The following is a 14,922-nucleotide window of genomic DNA, read 5'->3' on the forward strand; positions in this document are numbered from 1 at the left end:
AGCATCCAACACCAACCTCAGCGATAAGCCTCCACCGGCACACACGCACAGAACAGGTTCCTGTCCCCATACACGTTGTCTACCCGGTTCACCGCCGGCCAGTATTTGTGCTGGCGCACGTGAGCACTGGGGGCCACCGCCTGCTCCAGGCTATACGGTCTGTCCCATACCCCCAAGACATCAGCCAAGGTATGCGGTGCATGTTTCAGCGGGTTGTTCTCGGCTGGCCAGTTGCCCTGCTGTACTTCGTCAATTTCCGCCCGTATCGCCAGCATCGCCTCGACGAACCGATCCAGCTCGGCCTTCGATTCACTCTCGGTCGGCTCCACCATCAACGTGCCCGGCACCGGGAACGACATGGTCGGTGCGTGGAAGCCATAGTCCATCAGGCGCTTGGCCACGTCCTCTTCGCTGATGCCTGTCAGTGCCTTCAACGGCCGCAGGTCGAGGATGCATTCATGCGCCACGCGCTGGTTGCGCCCACGGTAGAGCACCGGGAACGCCGCGCCCAACTGGCTGGCCAGGTAGTTGGCCGAAAGGATAGCCACCTCGCTGGCGTCGGCCAGCTGCGGGCCCATCATGGCGATGTACATCCAGCTGATCGGCAAGATGCTTGCGCTGCCCCAGGGCGCGGCGCTGACCGCGCTGTTGTTCGGGTCCAACCCAGGCACCGGCACCACCGGATGGCTGGCGACGAACGGCTTGAGGTGCGCGCGGATACCGATGGGCCCCATACCCGGGCCGCCGCCGCCGTGGGGAATGCAGAAAGTCTTGTGCAGGTTCATGTGTGAAACGTCGGCCCCAATGTCTGCGGGGCGCGCCAGGCCCACCTGGGCGTTGAGGTTGGCACCGTCCATGTAAACCTGGCCGCCGTGCTGGTGCACCACATCGCAGATTTCGCGTATCCCCTCTTCGTACACGCCGTGGGTCGAGGGGTAGGTAATCATCAGGCACGACAGACGCTCCCCGGCCGCGTGCGCCTTGGCTTTGAGGTCAGCCAGGTCGACGTTGCCATCGTTGTCGCAATCGACGATCACCACTTCCATGCCGGCCATCTGTGCCGACGCTGGGTTGGTGCCGTGGGCCGACGACGGGATCAGGCACAACGTGCGCATCGGCTGGTGGCGGCTGCAGTGATAGCGGGTAATGGCCATCAGGCCGGCGTATTCACCCTGAGCACCGGAGTTGGGCTGCATGCAGATCGCATCGAAGCCGGTGATCGCGCACAGCCAGCTTTCCAGTTCGTCGATCATCGCCTTGTAGCCTGCCGCCTGGGCCGCCGGGGCGAACGGGTGCAGCTGGGCAAAACCGGGCCAGGTGATGGGGATCATCTCACTGGTGGCGTTGAGCTTCATGGTGCACGAGCCCAGTGGAATCATCGACTGGTTCAGCGCCAGGTCCTTGTTCTCTAGCTGCTTGAGGTAGCGCAGCATCTCTGTTTCGCTGTGATGCAGGTTGAACACCGGATGGGCGAGGAATGGCGTGCGTCGCACCAGGCTGGCGGGGATGCCTTCAGGCAGGGCCAGCTGGTCGAGGGCGGTGATTTCCAGGCCATGATCCACCCCCAGGAAGATGTCGAGCAGGCGCAGCACCGTCTGTTCGGTGCAGGTTTCGTCCAGGCTCACCCCCAGGTGCCCGCGACCGAGAATGCGCAAATTGATGTGCGCGGCCTCGGCGCTTTCAATGATGGCCGCCTGGGCACCACCAACATTCAGGGTAAGGGTGTCGAAGAAGTGCTGATTGAGGCGTTTGATGCCTTTGGCCTCAAGGCCGGCAGCCAGGATGAAGGTCAGCCGGTGCACACGCTGCGCGATGCGTTGCAGGCCTTCCGGGCCGTGGTACACCGCGTAGAAGCCGGCAATGTTGGCCAACAGCACCTGGGCCGTGCAGATGTTGGAGTTGGCCTTTTCGCGGCGAATATGCTGCTCGCGGGTTTGCAGGGCCATCCGTAATGCGGTGTTGCAACGGGCATCGCGCGACACGCCGATGATGCGCCCCGGCATGGCTCGCTTGTAGTCGTCGCGACAGGCGAAATAGGCCGCGTGAGGCCCGCCATAGCCCATCGGCACACCGAAGCGCTGGGTCGAGCCCAGCACCACATCGGCGCCCAGCTCTCCGGGCGGTGCCAGCACCACCAGGCTCAGCAGGTCAGCGGCTACGCAGGCCAAGGCCTGCTGGCCGTGCAACTGGTCGATCAGCGGGCGCAAATCGCGCACTTCGCCGTGGGTGTCGGGGTACTGCAGCAAAGCGCCGAACACCGAGTGTTTGGCAAGGTTATCCACAGAATCGACGATCAGCTCGAAGCCGAACCCCTCGGCGCGGGTCTTGAGTACCGAAAGGGTCTGCGGATGGCAGTGCTCGTCGGCAAAGAAGGCGTTGCTCTTGTTGCGTGCCACCCGCTTGGCCAGGGCCATGGCTTCGGCGGCAGCGGTGGCTTCATCGAGCAGCGAGGCATTGGCCAGAGGCAGGCCAGTGAGGTCGATGACCATTTGCTGGAAGTTCAGCAGCGCCTCCAGCCGGCCTTGGGCAATTTCGGGTTGGTAGGGCGTGTAGGCGGTGTACCAGCCAGGGTTTTCCAGCACGTTGCGCAGGATGACCGTGGGGGTGATGGTGCCGTGGTAGCCCATGCCGATGAGGCTGGTCCAGACCTGGTTCTTTTCGGCGTAACCGGCGAGCTTGGCCAGGGCGGCTTGCTCGTCCAGTGCCGCTGGGAGGTCGAGGGGGCGATTGAGGCGGATGTCTGGGGGAACGGTCTGCTCGATCAGCTCGTTGCGGCTGGCGATACCCAGCGCGTTGAGCATGGCCTGCTGCTCTGTGGCATCGGGGCCCAGGTGGCGGCGCAGAAATGGGTTGAGCTCTTGCAGTTGATGCAGGGATGGCGACTGGGACATGACGACGCTCTCTTCCTAGACCAGGCCTCATGGAGACTTACAAGTCTAGGAAGGGATTGCCGATTGTGCGGGGAAACTTGTTTGCAGGCCCGGCCTCTTCGCGGCTAAAGCCGCTCCTACAGGGGCTGCACCCGTCTCGAATGCAGCGCTGTACCTGTGTAGGAGCGGCTTTAGCCGCGAAGCAAGCGACGCGGTCTTACTCGCCAATCAGCGCCTGGTAGCCAGCCGCATCCAGCAACTTGTCCAGCTCGGCCGGGTTGCTTGGCTTCAATTTGAAGATCCACGAACCGTAAGGCTCTTCGTTAAGTAGTTCCGGGCTATCGGCCAGCTCTTCGTTGACCGCAATCACTTCGCCACCGACCGGGGCATAGATGTCCGAAGCGGCCTTGACCGACTCGACCACACCCGCAGCGTCGCCAGCGCCAAACACTTTGCCGACTTCAGCCAGCTCGACGAACACCACATCACCCAAGGCTTGCTGGGCGTGATCGCTGATACCCACGGTCACACTGCCGTCGGCTTCCAGGCGAGCCCACTCATGGCTTTCGGCAAAACGCAGTTCGGCGGGGATATTGCTCATGTCTTGAATTCCTCGATTGGCTCAGCGGTACGCCCGCCGGTTATAAATTGTTCAGATCAGAATCTTGCCGTGGCGCACGAAGGTCGGTTTGACCACCCGCACCGGGTACCACTTGCCGCGAATTTCCACCTCGGCCCGATCACCGGTAGCCATAGGCACGCGCGCCAACGCAATGGACTTGCTCAGCGTAGGCGAGAAACTACCACTGGTGATCTCCCCTTCGCCAATGCCGGCTACACGCACGACCTGATGGGCGCGCAGTACACCGCGCTCTTCCAGCACCAGACCCACCAGCTTTTCCTGCACGCCGTGCTCGATTTCCGCAAGCAGGCCGACACGGCCGATGAAGTTGCGCTCGGCCGGTTCCCAGGCGATGCTCCAGCCCAGGTTGGAGGTGAGCGGGGTGTGGTTTTCGTCGATGTCCTGGCCGTACAGGTTCATGCCGGCCTCCAGACGCAGGGTATCGCGGGCGCCCAGGCCGCTTGGGGCGATACCGGCGCCGACCAGGTCGTTGAAGAAGGCCACCGCCTGATCGCCCGGGAAGATGATCTCCAGGCCGTCCTCACCGGTATAGCCGGTGCGGGCAATGAACCAGTCGCCGTCGGCAACGCCCTCGAACGGGCGCAGTTCGCGGATGAGTGCAGCGCGCGCGGGGCTGAGCAGGGCCGCGACCTTTTCGCGGGCACGCGGCCCCTGGATGGCAAGGATGGCCAGATCAGGGCGGACCTGGAAGTCCACGGAAAACCCGGCACGTTGCAATTGCAGCCAATCGAGCACCTTGGCACGGGTGGCGGCATTGGTGACCAGGCGATAGCCGGTTTCAGTGCGGTAGACAATCAGATCATCGATCACCCCGCCCTGTTCGTTCAGCAGCGGGCTATACAGCGCCTTGCCGGTGTCGTCGAGGCGGGCCACGTCGTTGGCCAGCAGGCGCTGCAGCCAAACAGTGGCATCAGTGCCGTCGACATCGATCACGGTCATATGAGAAACATCGAAGACGCCGCAATCGCTGCGCACCTGATGGTGCTCCTCGACCTGCGAGCCATAGTGCAGGGGCATGTCCCAGCCACCGAAATCGACCGTCTTGGCGCCTAGCGCCAGGTGCAGGTCATACAAAAGCGTGCGCTGTCCCATGGGTTTCTCCTTCCGGGCGTGGCGAAGCGGCGGCGGTCGATGACGTTGGGTCGTCAGCTTTTCTTGTTACTCACACCCGCCGCGCGAATGCCGCGCATTGTAGCCGCAAGGTCGCAAACTGACATCCTCAGTGACTGTGACCGGGTCGACGGGCCGAACGGCGAATCAGGCCGATGACCGGCAGCAGGCCCACCAATACCAAGGTCAATGCCGGCAGCGAGGCGCGCGCCCACTCGCCCTCGCTGGTCATCTCGAACACCCGCACGGCGAGGGTGTCCCAGCCGAACGGCCGCATCAGCAAGGTGGCGGGCATTTCCTTGAGCACATCGACGAACACCAGCAGCGCGGCGCCAAGTGCCCCCGGCACCAGCAGCGGCAGATACACCTTGAAAAACAATCTTGCGCCGCCAACACCCAGGCTGCGCGAGGCTTCAGGGAGTGACGGGCGGATGCGCTCCAGGCTGCTCTCCAGCGGCCCGTAGGCCACCGCGATGAAGCGCACCAGGTAGGCCAGCAGCAACGCCGAGAGGCTACCTAGCAGCAGCGGCTTGCCGGCGCCGCCCAGCCAGCTGGACAACGGGATGACTAGGTGGTTGTCGAGGTAACTGAAGGCCAGCATGATCGATACCGCCAACACCGAGCCGGGCAGGGCATACCCCAGATTGGCCAGGCCAACCCCGGCGCGGATACCGCCCGTCGGTGCCTGGCGCCGGGCAAAGGCCAGCAGCAGCGCCACACATACCGTGACCAGCGCCGCCATGCTTCCCAGGTACAGGGTGTGCAGCACCAGGCCGATATAACGCTCATCCAGGTCATGCCGACCGCGTTGCCAGAACCACACCAGCAACTGCAGCAGCGGGATGACGAAAGCGCAGGCGAACACCAGCAGGCACCAGCCACTGGCCAACAGCGCCTTGAGACCACGCAGGTGATACAGCGCCTGCGCGCGCGGCCGTTCGTTGCCGCTCCGGCTGGCACCGCGGGCGCGGCGCTCGCCGTACAGCACCAACATCACCGCCAGCAGCAGCAGGCTGGCCAACTGGGCCGCACTGGACAAGCTGAAAAAGCCGTACCAGGTCTTGTAGATGGCCGTGGTGAAGGTGTCGAAGTTGAATACGGCCACTGCACCGAAGTCGGCCAGGGTTTCCATCAGCGCCAGGGCGATACCGGCACCGATCGCCGGCCGAGCCATGGGTAAGGCCACCCGCCAGAACGCCTGCAGGGGCGATAACCCGAGTACCCGCGCCGCCTCCATCAGGCCCTTGCCCTGAGCCAGGAAAGCCGTGCGCGCCAACAAGTAGACATAGGGATAGAAGACCAGCACCAGGACGGTGATTACCCCACCGGTGGAACGCACCCGAGGCAGGCGCATTGGCCCGAACACCTCGCGCAGGGCGCCTTGCACCGGGCCGGAAAAGTCCAGCAGGCCGACGAAGACGAACGCCAGCACGTAGGCCGGGATGGCGAACGGTAACATCAGCGCCCAGTCCAGCCAGCGTCGACCAGGGAAGTCGCAGAGGCTGGTAAGCCAGGCCAGGCTGACGCCCAGCACGGTGACACCAATGCCCACGCCCACCACCAGGGTCAGGGTATTGCCGAGCAGGCGCCCCATCTGGGTGTCGAGCAGGTGGGACCAGATCTGCAGGTCGATGGATTGCCAGGACAACAGCAGCACGCTCAGGGGCAGCAGCACCAAGGCGGCGATCAGGGAGACCGGGAGGTACCAGCGGCGTTGGGGGGTGTGGGGCAAATTGAATGTCTCTGTGGCTGATTTGCGACCGCTTTGCGGTCGTTCGCGGGTAAACCCGCTCCTACGGGGACCGCGCAAGGCAGTGCCGATCCTGAGGAGCGGGTTTACCCGCGAAAGGGCCCTAACGGGCCCAAAGAGGATAAAGCCTGGCGCTTAGTTGTAGCCAGCCCGATCCATCAGGCGAATGGCTTCAGCCTGGCGCTTGCCGGCAATTTCCACCGGAATGCTGTCGGCCTTGAAGCTGCCCCACGCCGCCACTTCCTCCGATGGCTTCACCTTCGGGTTGGCCGGGAACTCCTGGTTGATATCAGCAAACAGCTTTTGCGCTTCTTCGCCGGTCATCCATTCCACCAGTTTCTTCGCGGCCTCCGGGTGTGGCGCATGCTTGGTCAGGCCGATGCCCGAGAGGTTCACGTGCACACCACGGTCGCCCTGGTTGGGCCAGAAGATCTTCACCGGCAGGTTCGGGTTCTGCTTGTGCAGACGGCCGTAGTAGTAGGTGTTGACCACGCCCACATCACACTGCCCGGCCTCGATGGCCTGGATCACCGCGTTGTCGTCGGAGAACACATCGGTGGACAGGTTGTTGACCCACCCTTTGACGATTTGCTCGGTCTTGGCCTCACCGTGGGTTTCGATCAGGGTGGCGGTCAGCGACTGGTTGTACACCTTCTTGGCCGTACGCAGGCACAGACGGCCTTCCCACTGTTTGTCAGCCAGGGCTTCGTAGGTGCTCAACTCCTCGGGTTTGACCCGCTCGGTGGAGTAGATGATGGTGCGGGCACGCAGGCTCAGGCCGGTCCAGTCATGGGACGAGGCGCGGAACTGCGCCGGGATGTTCTGGTCGATGACGTCGGACTCGATCGGCTGCAGAATGCCCATCTGCTCGGCCTGCCACAGGTTGCCTGCATCGACGGTCAGCAGGAGGTCGGCCACGCCGTTGTCGCCCTCGGCCTTGATGCGCTGCATCAGCGGGGCTTCCTTGTCGGTGATGAACTTGATCTTGACCCCGGTCTTGGCGGTATAGGCATCGAACACCGGCTTGATCAGCTCGTCGATGCGCGAGGAGTACACCACCACTTCGTCCGCTGCCTGGGCAGTGCCGCCGAACAGGGTCAGGGCCAAGGCGGCCAGTAGGGGCTTGCGTGGCAACATTTGAAGCACTCCTCGATCGTATGAGAGGTGCGAATGGTAGTGAATCCCATTTTCTGGCTCACCTACCTAGGCGTTACCGGATGTTGCAAAGGACTGCTACGCAGCCCCGCCACTCTCAAGCCTTGGCCAGATCCGGCAGGTCACCACTCAAACCCAACGCCTGGCGCACAAACAGCGCCTTGGCCTCCGGCATCTGCTCCACCAGCTTCAACCCGCTGTTGCGCAACCAGCGCAACGGCAGCGGATCGGCCTGGAACAACCTCTCGAACCCCTCCATCGCCGCCATCAACGCCAGGTTGTGTGGCATGCGCCGGCGCTCGTAACGGCTCAACACCTTCACATCGGCCAGTCTCTCGCCGCGCTCGCAAGCATTGACCAGCACCTCAGCCAGCACCGCCGCGTCGAGGAAGCCGAGGTTCACACCCTGCCCGGCCAGCGGGTGAATGGTGTGTGCAGCATCACCGATCAAGGCCAGGCCTTCATCCACGTAGCGCTTGGCGTGACGCTGGCGCAGCGGCACGCAGACCCGTGGGTCGGCCTGAAGCACCGCGCCCAGACGCCCTTCGAAGGCCCGCTCCAGGGCCTGCAGGAAGGCCACTTCATCCATCGCCATCAGCTGCTCGGCATGCTCCGGGGTGGTCGACCAGACGATCGAGCACCAGTCCTGCTGACCATCGCGGGTCAACGGCAGGAACGCCAGCGGACCTTCGTCAGTGAAGCGCTGCCAGGCCGTGGCCTGGTGCCCGGCGCTGCAACGCACGCTGGTGACAATGGCATGGTGCAGGTAATCCCATTCGCGGGTTTCGCAGCCGGCCAGACGCCGCACCGCCGAATTGGCACCGTCGGCAGCGATCACCAACGGTGCCCGCAGTTGCCGGCCATCCGCCAGGGTCAGCAGCCACTCATCGCCGGAGCGACGCAATTGCTCCAGCCGCGCATTGGCCAGCAGGCCGATGTCGCTGTCGTGCAGGCGCTCCAACAGGCCGTCCTGCACCACCCGGTTCTCGACGATATGGCCGAGCACCTGAGCATGCACACTGGCCGCCGAGAAGTGAATCTGCCCGGTGCCGCTGCCATCCCACACATGCATGTCGGAATACGGAGTGGCGCGCCGCTGGGCAATGCCATCCCAGGCGCCAAGGCGCTCGAGGATGCGCTGGCTGGCCGCCGATAGCGCGCTGACACGCGGCTCGAACGGGGCCTGGGCATCGAAGGGTACGACCGTCAGCGGGCCACCATCGAGCAACAAAATTTGCAGGCCACTGTGGCGCAACGCCAAGGCCAGGGCGCTGCCGACCATACCGGCACCCACAATCAACAGATCTGCGCGCATGTCCATGCCTTACGCCAGCCTCGCTTGCGGCTTGAGCCGCACGTATAGGGTTTTATCGACCCGCGCCACCAACTCGCCGGCGCCATCGCGGATATCGACCTGCAAGCGCGGCAGGCATTTCTTGCCGGTGGCGGCCTGCTGGCGGATTTCGTCCAGCAGCGCATCATCGACGTGGAATTCGGCATAAACCGGGCCTTTGCCCGGCGAGATGAAATCGATGCTGGCGGCCTTGTCCCAGACGATGTAGTCGCGCCCCAGCTGCTCGATCAGCAGCAGCATGTAGAACGGGTCGACCATGGCATACAGGCTGCCACCGAACTGGGTACCGACGTAATTGCGGTTCCAGCGAGTCAGTTTCATCGCCACCTTGACGCTACGCAGGTCCGGGCTGATGTGCTGCACACGGATACCGGCACCCAGGTATGGTGGGTAGAGGTTCAGCATCCAGCGCAGCATGCGCGCCCGGCGCGCCAGTTTACGCGGGTTGCTCATGCCTGGCCCCGCGGATCAGGGCGGGTGCCCAGGCCCATCGCCTGGCGGGCGAACCAGCTTTTTGCCGGTGGCAACAGGTCGAGCCCGAGCAGGCCAAGGTTGCGCCCGGCCGTCAGCAACGGCTGATTGCTGCCGAACAGGCGGGTGACCTGGTCGGAGAAGCCGATGGTCATCGCCTGGTCCAGGCGCTGGCGCTGGTGATAGGCCTGCAACGTGGTCAGGTCGCCAGGCTGCTGTGGGCCCGCCAGCAGCGCTTCGGCCAGGGCCTGCACGTCACGCAACGACAGATTGAAACCCTGGCCCGCGATGGGGTGCAGGCTGTGTGCTGCGTTGCCCAGTACCACCAGGTGCGGCCGCACCTGCTCCTGGGCCTCGATCAAGGACAGCGGGTAGAGGTGCCGTGCGCCCACCTGCCGCAGCGCGCCCAGGCGGTACCCGAACACACCCTGCAGTTCGCGCAGGAAGCTGCGCTCGTCGATGTCGGCCAGGCGCCGCGCATCCATGCCCTGGCGGGTCCACACCAGTGCGCAGCGGTTTTCCGGCAACGGCAGCAAGGCCATGGGGCCCTCTTCGGTGAAGCGCTCGAAAGCCTGGCCGCCGTGGGCCTCACCCGGGGTAATGTTGGCGATCAACGCGCTCTGCTGGTAAGGCGTGTGGCGCACATGGATGCCCAACTGCTCGCGCAGGCCAGAGCGGCCACCATCGGCCAGTACCGCCAGGTCACATTCCAGCTGGGTGTCGTCGTTCAGCCGCAGGCGGTAACCGCGTTCGATGGCCTGCATCGAGGTCACTTCGGCCGGGCAGCGCCAGCTCACCACCTCGCTGTCCAGCCCTTGCCACAGGCACTGGCCGAGCCAGGCGTTTTCCACCACATAACCCAGCGCCGGTACGCCCTCTTCCAGGGCATCCAGGCGGGTCGCGCCAAAGCGACCACGGTCGGATACGTGAATCTGGCGAATAGGCTCGGCGCGGCGGCCGATGGCCTGCCACAGGCCCAGTTGCTGATAAATCTGCTGGGTACCGAATGACAACGCCGACGAGCGCGCATCGTAGCTGGGCTGGTAGCTGTCGCCGGGGGCGAACGGCTCGATCAGCAGGATCTTCCAGCCGCGCGCCTTGGCGCCGGCCTGCAGGGCCAACGCCAGGCTTGCGCCAACCAGGCCACCGCCGATGATCGCCAGGTTTACCCGGCTCATGCCACGGCCTTGCGGGCAGCCTGCATCAGCGCCTCGATCTCGGCGACCGTACGCGGCACGCCCGAAGTCAGGATTTCACAACCTTGCCTGGTCACTACCACGTCGTCCTCGATCCTTACCCCAATGCCGCGCCACTTTTTGGCCACGGCCTGATTGTCGGCGCCAATGTAGATACCCGGCTCCACGGTCAGCGCCATGCCGGGTTCCAGTACCCGCCACTCGCCGCCCACCTTGTACTCGCCCACGTCGTGCACATCCATGCCCAGCCAGTGCCCGGCGCGGTGCATGTAGAAGGCGCGATAGGCTTCGCTGTCGATCAGCGCCTGCACATCACCTTCGAGCAAGCCCAGCTCCACCAGGCCCGCGGTGATGACCCGCACGGTCGCTTCATGGGCGTGGTTCCAGTGCTTGCCGGGGGCTATTTCGGCAAACGCCGCCGCCTGAGCCTTGAGCACCAGCTCGTAGATGGCCTTCTGCTCGGGCGAAAACCGCCCACTGACCGGGAAGGTGCGGGTGATGTCGCTGGCATAGCAGTCGATTTCGCAGCCGGCGTCGATCAGCACCAGGTCGCCATCCTTAAGCGGCGCGTCGTTCTGTTGATAGTGCAGGATGCAGCCATTGCGCCCGGCCGCAACGATCGAGCCGTAGGCCGGCATCTTCGCCCCGCCCTTGCGGAATTCGTAGTCCAGCTCGGCTTCCAGGCTGTACTCGTGCAGCCCGGCGCGGCAGGCCTGCATGGCCCGCACATGGGCCCGCGCAGAAATGTCCGCGGCAGCACGCATCACCTTCACTTCCGCCGCCGATTTATACAGGCGCATATCGTGCAGCAGATGATCCAGCGCAACGAACTCGTTCGGTGGCTGGGCGCCCAGGCGTGCCTTGGAGCGGATCACATTGATCCAGTCCATCAGCCGGCGGTCGAACTCCGGGTTGCTGCCCATGGCGCTGTAGACCCGCTCGCGGCCTTCGATCAGGCCTGGCAGGATCTCGTCGATATCCGTGATGGGGAAGGCATCGTCGGCGCCGAAATCACGCACCGCCCCTTCCTGGCCGGCCCGCAGGCCGTCCCACAGCTCGCGCTCAGGGTTGCGTTCACGGCAGAACAGCACGTACTCGCCATGCTCGCGCCCTGGAATCAAAGCAATCACCGCCTCGGGCTCCGGGAAGCCGCTGAGGTACTGGAAATCGCTGTCCTGGCGGTACACGTGCTCGACGTCGCGGTTGCGGATGGCAACCGCAGCGGCGGGCAAAATGGCGATGCTGTTGGGGACCATCTGCGCCATCAGCGCCTTGCGCCGACGGGCATACTCGGCCTTGGGAATGTGGCTCATGGGCAGACTACCCTTGGTTGATCAGTGCAGCGAGGGCTTGGGCGCGGGTGCGGCCGGCTTGGCCAGTTCGGAGAACAGCAGCAGGGGCGCCACGCGCAGGTATTCCATGACTTCCATGTAGTCGCTCTCACCGTCCTCGGACTCTTCGAGCGCTTCCTGGACCTGCGAAATGGCCACCAGGTCCTGCAGCACTTCCTTGGCCTCGTCGGACAAGTCCTTACCGCCAGCGTTCAGGCCGAAACCGGTCACGAAGCCTTGGCACCACTGGCCCAGCGCGGTGGCGCGGTCGCTCAGTGCAGCATCATCGGTAGGCAGCAGCAGGACGATCGCCATGTCGTCGCTGGTTAGCTCGCCCTTGACCATTTCCTGCAAGCCGACCAAGGCATTACGGACACTGTCACCAGGCTCGATTTCCAGCAGTTGGGCGGCATCGGCCAGCCAGGCATCGGCATCGAAGCCGGCGCCGGCGCAGCTGCGGCCAATCAGCAGGCCGTGCAGTTCGGCCGGGGTGACAGGATGGCCATTGCTCGAGAGCAGCATGGCGAAAGCGTTGTAGGGCGATTGAGTATTGGGCATGGGCAGCTAGGCGCCAGACGGCGCAATGTCTAGAATGAAGACCTTGTATCCTAGCACCGGCAGGCGCGCCAAGACCATCGGCACTGGCCGTTGCCGCCCAGGGAGAGGCATCATCGCCAGGTGAGTCAACGACGGAGCGAATCGAGTGCAACCCACGCAAGAGAACGACCTGCAGGCACTGATGAGCCGATTCGAGTTGCTGATCGAACGCGTCGAGCAACTAAAACGGCAAAATGCACTCCTAGTAGCTCAGGAAAAATCCTGGCGCGAAGAGCGCGCCCACCTCATCGAAAAGAACGAGATCGCCAAGCGCAAAGTCGAGTCGATGATTTTACGCCTCAAGGCTCTGGAGCAAGACTCATGAGTTCAAGCAATAGCGTCACCGTGCAGATCCTCGACAAGGAATACTCGATCATCTGCCCGCCCGAAGAGCGCAACAACCTGGTCAGCGCTGCGCGCTACCTGGACGGCAAGATGCGCGAGATTCGCAGCAGCGGCAAGGTGATCGGTGCCGACCGCATCGCGGTCATGGCAGCGTTGAACATTACCCACGAAATGCTGCACCGCCAGGAAGACCGCAACGATGCGCCGGTCACCGGCACGAACCGCGAACAGGTGCGCGACCTGCTGGATCGGGTAGATAAGGCTTTGTCCGACGACACGGATACCAAAATCGGCTGAGATTGGTATACTGGCGCCACTCCCTGGGGGATGCGCCAGTCGGTTATGTCCCTGAGCCGATACGCACAACCACGGGGGTTGCACGCTGGGGCCGGTGTGCATGTCCGCCCGACGGAAAGCCTTAACGCCCCCTGCAATCTCCACCTTGAACTTTCGGGTTCAAGGGCTACACCGATAGCGGTCTTATCGGGGAGCCTGAATTTCCTTGCCCGCCCCCCGGCGGGCAATTCGTTTTGGCCGACTTTATTCAAGCTTTGTACGACGATTCACCGCGCAGGCACTGTTCGTACTAAAGCCAGCACATCTGGGATCGCCCGTGCCATGACCGAAAACGTGCCGCTCACCCGCCCCCAGCTACGTCGCCTGCTTCGCAATGCCCGCCGCGCCCTTACCCCTGCCCAGCAACGCCAGGCCACCCTCGGCCTGTACCGCCAGCTGGCGCAACACCCCTTGTTCCGCCGCGCCCGCCACATTGCCCTGTACCTGCCCAACGACGGTGAAATCGACCCTCGCCTGCTGATGCGCGAAGCCCAGCGTCGCGGCAAGTGCATCTACCTGCCGGTGCTGCATGCCTGGCCGCGCACGCGCATGGTGTTCCAGCGTTTTGAGCAGGGTGAGAAGCTCAAGCCCAACCGCTTCCGTATTCCAGAGCCGATTATCGATCGCAAACGCCAGCGGCCGATCTGGGCGCTGGATCTGATTCTGCTACCGCTGGTCGGGTTTGACGAAGTGGGCGGCCGCCTGGGTATGGGCGGTGGCTTCTATGATCGCAGCCTGGCCTACCAGGCGCGTCGGCAAACCTGGAAAAAACCCTTGCTGCTGGGGCTGGCGCATGAATGCCAGAAGGTCGAGCGGCTGGCGCAGGCCAGTTGGGATGTTCCGCTGCAGGGCACGGTCTCGGACCGTGGCTGGTACCTGGCGCCACGTTGAGCGGCGCCAGCGGGGGGGTATCAACGTTGTGGCTGGCTGGCGTCGACCGGCATCTGATAGGCGTTGTCCAGCTTGCGCTCCCAGAAGCCTTGCGCATAACCGGTAGTGACCACACCCAGGCCAAAAATGAACACCAGGATCCACAGCAGATCCGGCTTTTTACGTTGATTCATCGAAGATTGCCCCCCAGGCAAACTGTTCAGTACTCGGCGATATTCTGGGTACCGCCGGCGCACGCGCTTTAAACGGGGCGCATTTTCCGACAACATGCGTCCGCACGCAAACCTTGACGCCAACCGGCTGTCGGTTTCGTGCAACAGGTTATTTCAAACCTTTTCAGGAGCAGCATTCATGGCTTACTGGCTGATGAAATCCGAGCCCGACGAGCTCTCCATCGAAGCCCTCGCACGCTTGGGTGAAGCGCGCTGGGACGGCGTGCGCAACTATCAGGCGCGTAATTTTCTGCGGGCGATGAGCGTGGGTGACGAATTCTTCTTCTACCACTCCAGCTGCCCGCAACCCGGCATCGCCGGCATTGCCAGAATCACCCGCGCGGCCTACCCCGACCCGACCGCGCTGGACCCGGAAAGCCATTATCACGATGCCAAGGCCACGACCGACAAGAACCCGTGGAGCGCGGTGGATGTGGCCCACGTACAAACCTTCCCAAGGGTGCTGGAACTGGGGTGGCTGAAACAGCAGGCCGGTCTGGTCGAGTTGCCGCTGGTGCAAAAAGGCAGCCGCCTGTCGGTCATGCCGGTAACGCCCGAGCAATGGGCGGTGATTGTCGCGTTGCGCTGAATACGCAGCTAAGGTCAAGGGCTTGACCGATATCAACACGCCACACATGGCCGCCAGGCATGATGTACTGTG

General features: G+C 63.7%; 15 protein-coding genes and 1 other RNA gene. 5 read left to right on the forward strand and 11 right to left on the reverse strand.

The window, feature by feature from the left end; translation table 11 throughout:
* Positions 1 to 17: 17 nt before the first annotated feature.
* The 10 genes from gcvP to ACI7M0_RS25670 form a co-directional block, all read right to left on the reverse strand.
* A complete protein-coding gene (gene gcvP, locus ACI7M0_RS25625) occupies positions 18 to 2,891 on the reverse strand; it encodes an aminomethyl-transferring glycine dehydrogenase (RefSeq protein WP_129931910.1) in 2,874 nt (957 codons plus the stop codon).
* 196 nt (positions 2,892 to 3,087) lie between these two features.
* The gene (gene gcvH, locus ACI7M0_RS25630; RefSeq protein ID WP_020191591.1) at positions 3,088 to 3,471 is read right to left on the reverse strand and encodes a glycine cleavage system protein GcvH; all 384 of its coding nucleotides are present in this window, start codon (positions 3,469 to 3,471) and stop codon (positions 3,088 to 3,090) included.
* A 51-nt stretch (positions 3,472 to 3,522) separates the two neighbouring features.
* Positions 3,523 to 4,605: a glycine cleavage system aminomethyltransferase GcvT gene (gene gcvT, locus ACI7M0_RS25635; protein ID WP_020191592.1), complete on the reverse strand. Its 1,083-nt coding sequence runs from the start codon at positions 4,603 to 4,605 to the stop codon at positions 3,523 to 3,525.
* Between the two features lie 127 nt (positions 4,606 to 4,732).
* The gene (locus ACI7M0_RS25640; RefSeq protein WP_129931909.1) at positions 4,733 to 6,355 is read right to left on the reverse strand and encodes an iron ABC transporter permease; all 1,623 of its coding nucleotides are present in this window, start codon (positions 6,353 to 6,355) and stop codon (positions 4,733 to 4,735) included.
* A 153-nt stretch (positions 6,356 to 6,508) separates the two neighbouring features.
* The gene (locus ACI7M0_RS25645) at positions 6,509 to 7,510 is read right to left on the reverse strand and encodes an extracellular solute-binding protein (protein ID WP_064491263.1); all 1,002 of its coding nucleotides are present in this window, start codon (positions 7,508 to 7,510) and stop codon (positions 6,509 to 6,511) included.
* 115 nt (positions 7,511 to 7,625) lie between these two features.
* Positions 7,626 to 8,843: a 2-octaprenyl-3-methyl-6-methoxy-1,4-benzoquinol hydroxylase gene (locus tag ACI7M0_RS25650; RefSeq protein WP_165366971.1), complete on the reverse strand. Its 1,218-nt coding sequence runs from the start codon at positions 8,841 to 8,843 to the stop codon at positions 7,626 to 7,628.
* Positions 8,844 to 8,852: 9 nt separating this feature from the next.
* A complete protein-coding gene (locus tag ACI7M0_RS25655) occupies positions 8,853 to 9,335 on the reverse strand; it encodes a DUF4442 domain-containing protein (RefSeq protein WP_129931907.1) in 483 nt (160 codons plus the stop codon).
* On the reverse strand, positions 9,332 to 10,531 hold the full coding sequence (gene ubiH, locus ACI7M0_RS25660; RefSeq protein WP_014592796.1) for a 2-octaprenyl-6-methoxyphenyl hydroxylase: 1,200 nt from the start codon (positions 10,529 to 10,531) through the stop codon (positions 9,332 to 9,334). The genes ACI7M0_RS25655 and ubiH overlap by 4 nt, the downstream gene beginning before the upstream one ends.
* Positions 10,528 to 11,862, reverse strand: a complete 1,335-nt coding sequence (gene pepP / locus ACI7M0_RS25665) for a Xaa-Pro aminopeptidase (protein WP_003253692.1) — start codon at positions 11,860 to 11,862, stop codon at positions 10,528 to 10,530. Before pepP ends, ubiH begins: the two co-directional genes overlap by 4 nt.
* A 21-nt stretch (positions 11,863 to 11,883) precedes the next feature.
* A complete protein-coding gene (locus ACI7M0_RS25670) occupies positions 11,884 to 12,438 on the reverse strand; it encodes a YecA family protein (protein WP_010955725.1) in 555 nt (184 codons plus the stop codon).
* A gap of 181 nt (positions 12,439 to 12,619) precedes the next feature.
* Between ACI7M0_RS25670 and ACI7M0_RS25675 the strand changes: the two genes are divergently transcribed.
* The 4 genes from ACI7M0_RS25675 (at position 12,620) to ACI7M0_RS25690 (ending at position 14,049) form a co-directional block, all read left to right on the forward strand.
* A complete protein-coding gene (locus ACI7M0_RS25675; protein WP_029886233.1) occupies positions 12,620 to 12,802 on the forward strand; it encodes a TIGR02449 family protein in 183 nt (60 codons plus the stop codon).
* Entirely contained in the window at positions 12,799 to 13,119 is a 321-nt protein-coding gene (locus tag ACI7M0_RS25680) for a cell division protein ZapA (RefSeq protein ID WP_010955726.1), read from the forward strand. Before ACI7M0_RS25675 ends, ACI7M0_RS25680 begins: the two co-directional genes overlap by 4 nt.
* 17 nt (positions 13,120 to 13,136) lie before the next feature.
* Positions 13,137 to 13,316, forward strand: a non-coding RNA gene (ssrS, locus tag ACI7M0_RS25685) — 6S RNA.
* Positions 13,317 to 13,440: 124 nt separating this feature from the next.
* On the forward strand, positions 13,441 to 14,049 hold the full coding sequence (locus tag ACI7M0_RS25690) for a 5-formyltetrahydrofolate cyclo-ligase (RefSeq protein WP_010955727.1): 609 nt from the start codon (positions 13,441 to 13,443) through the stop codon (positions 14,047 to 14,049).
* A 20-nt stretch (positions 14,050 to 14,069) separates the two neighbouring features.
* Here ACI7M0_RS25690 and ACI7M0_RS25695 read toward each other — a convergent pair whose 3' ends face one another.
* On the reverse strand, positions 14,070 to 14,222 hold the full coding sequence (locus ACI7M0_RS25695; protein WP_003253683.1) for a hypothetical protein: 153 nt from the start codon (positions 14,220 to 14,222) through the stop codon (positions 14,070 to 14,072).
* Positions 14,223 to 14,400: 178 nt separating this feature from the next.
* On the opposite strand from ACI7M0_RS25695, the gene ACI7M0_RS25700 reads away from it, so the two are divergent.
* On the forward strand, positions 14,401 to 14,850 hold the full coding sequence (locus tag ACI7M0_RS25700) for an EVE domain-containing protein (protein ID WP_103469582.1): 450 nt from the start codon (positions 14,401 to 14,403) through the stop codon (positions 14,848 to 14,850).
* Positions 14,851 to 14,922 lie beyond the last annotated feature (72 nt).

The organism is Pseudomonas sp. 10(2024), assembly GCF_045164175.1.
GTDB classification, from domain to species: Bacteria; Pseudomonadota; Gammaproteobacteria; order Pseudomonadales; family Pseudomonadaceae; genus Aquipseudomonas; species Aquipseudomonas alloputida.

Bases quoted from the DNA above. Each gene is read 5' to 3' on its own strand.
- pepP (WP_003253692.1), bottom strand. From the start codon at position 11,862: ATGAGCCACATTCCCAAGGCCGAGTATGCCCGTCGGCGCAAGGCGCTG.
- ACI7M0_RS25695 (WP_003253683.1), bottom strand. From the start codon at position 14,222: ATGAATCAACGTAAAAAGCCGGATCTGCTGTGGATCCTGGTGTTCATT.
- ACI7M0_RS25655 (WP_129931907.1), bottom strand. From the start codon at position 9,335: ATGAGCAACCCGCGTAAACTGGCGCGCCGGGCGCGCATGCTGCGCTGG.
- ACI7M0_RS25680 (WP_010955726.1), top strand. From the start codon at position 12,799: ATGAGTTCAAGCAATAGCGTCACCGTGCAGATCCTCGACAAGGAATAC.
- ACI7M0_RS25645 (WP_064491263.1), bottom strand. From the start codon at position 7,510: ATGTTGCCACGCAAGCCCCTACTGGCCGCCTTGGCCCTGACCCTGTTC.
- ACI7M0_RS25675 (WP_029886233.1), top strand. From the start codon at position 12,620: ATGAGCCGATTCGAGTTGCTGATCGAACGCGTCGAGCAACTAAAACGG.
- gcvH (WP_020191591.1), bottom strand. From the start codon at position 3,471: ATGAGCAATATCCCCGCCGAACTGCGTTTTGCCGAAAGCCATGAGTGG.
- ACI7M0_RS25670 (WP_010955725.1), bottom strand. From the start codon at position 12,438: ATGCCCAATACTCAATCGCCCTACAACGCTTTCGCCATGCTGCTCTCG.
- ACI7M0_RS25650 (WP_165366971.1), bottom strand. From the start codon at position 8,843: ATGCGCGCAGATCTGTTGATTGTGGGTGCCGGTATGGTCGGCAGCGCC.
- ACI7M0_RS25690 (WP_010955727.1), top strand. From the start codon at position 13,441: ATGACCGAAAACGTGCCGCTCACCCGCCCCCAGCTACGTCGCCTGCTT.
- ubiH (WP_014592796.1), bottom strand. From the start codon at position 10,531: ATGAGCCGGGTAAACCTGGCGATCATCGGCGGTGGCCTGGTTGGCGCA.
- ACI7M0_RS25700 (WP_103469582.1), top strand. From the start codon at position 14,401: ATGGCTTACTGGCTGATGAAATCCGAGCCCGACGAGCTCTCCATCGAA.
- gcvT (WP_020191592.1), bottom strand. From the start codon at position 4,605: ATGGGACAGCGCACGCTTTTGTATGACCTGCACCTGGCGCTAGGCGCC.
- gcvP (WP_129931910.1), bottom strand. From the start codon at position 2,891: ATGTCCCAGTCGCCATCCCTGCATCAACTGCAAGAGCTCAACCCATTT.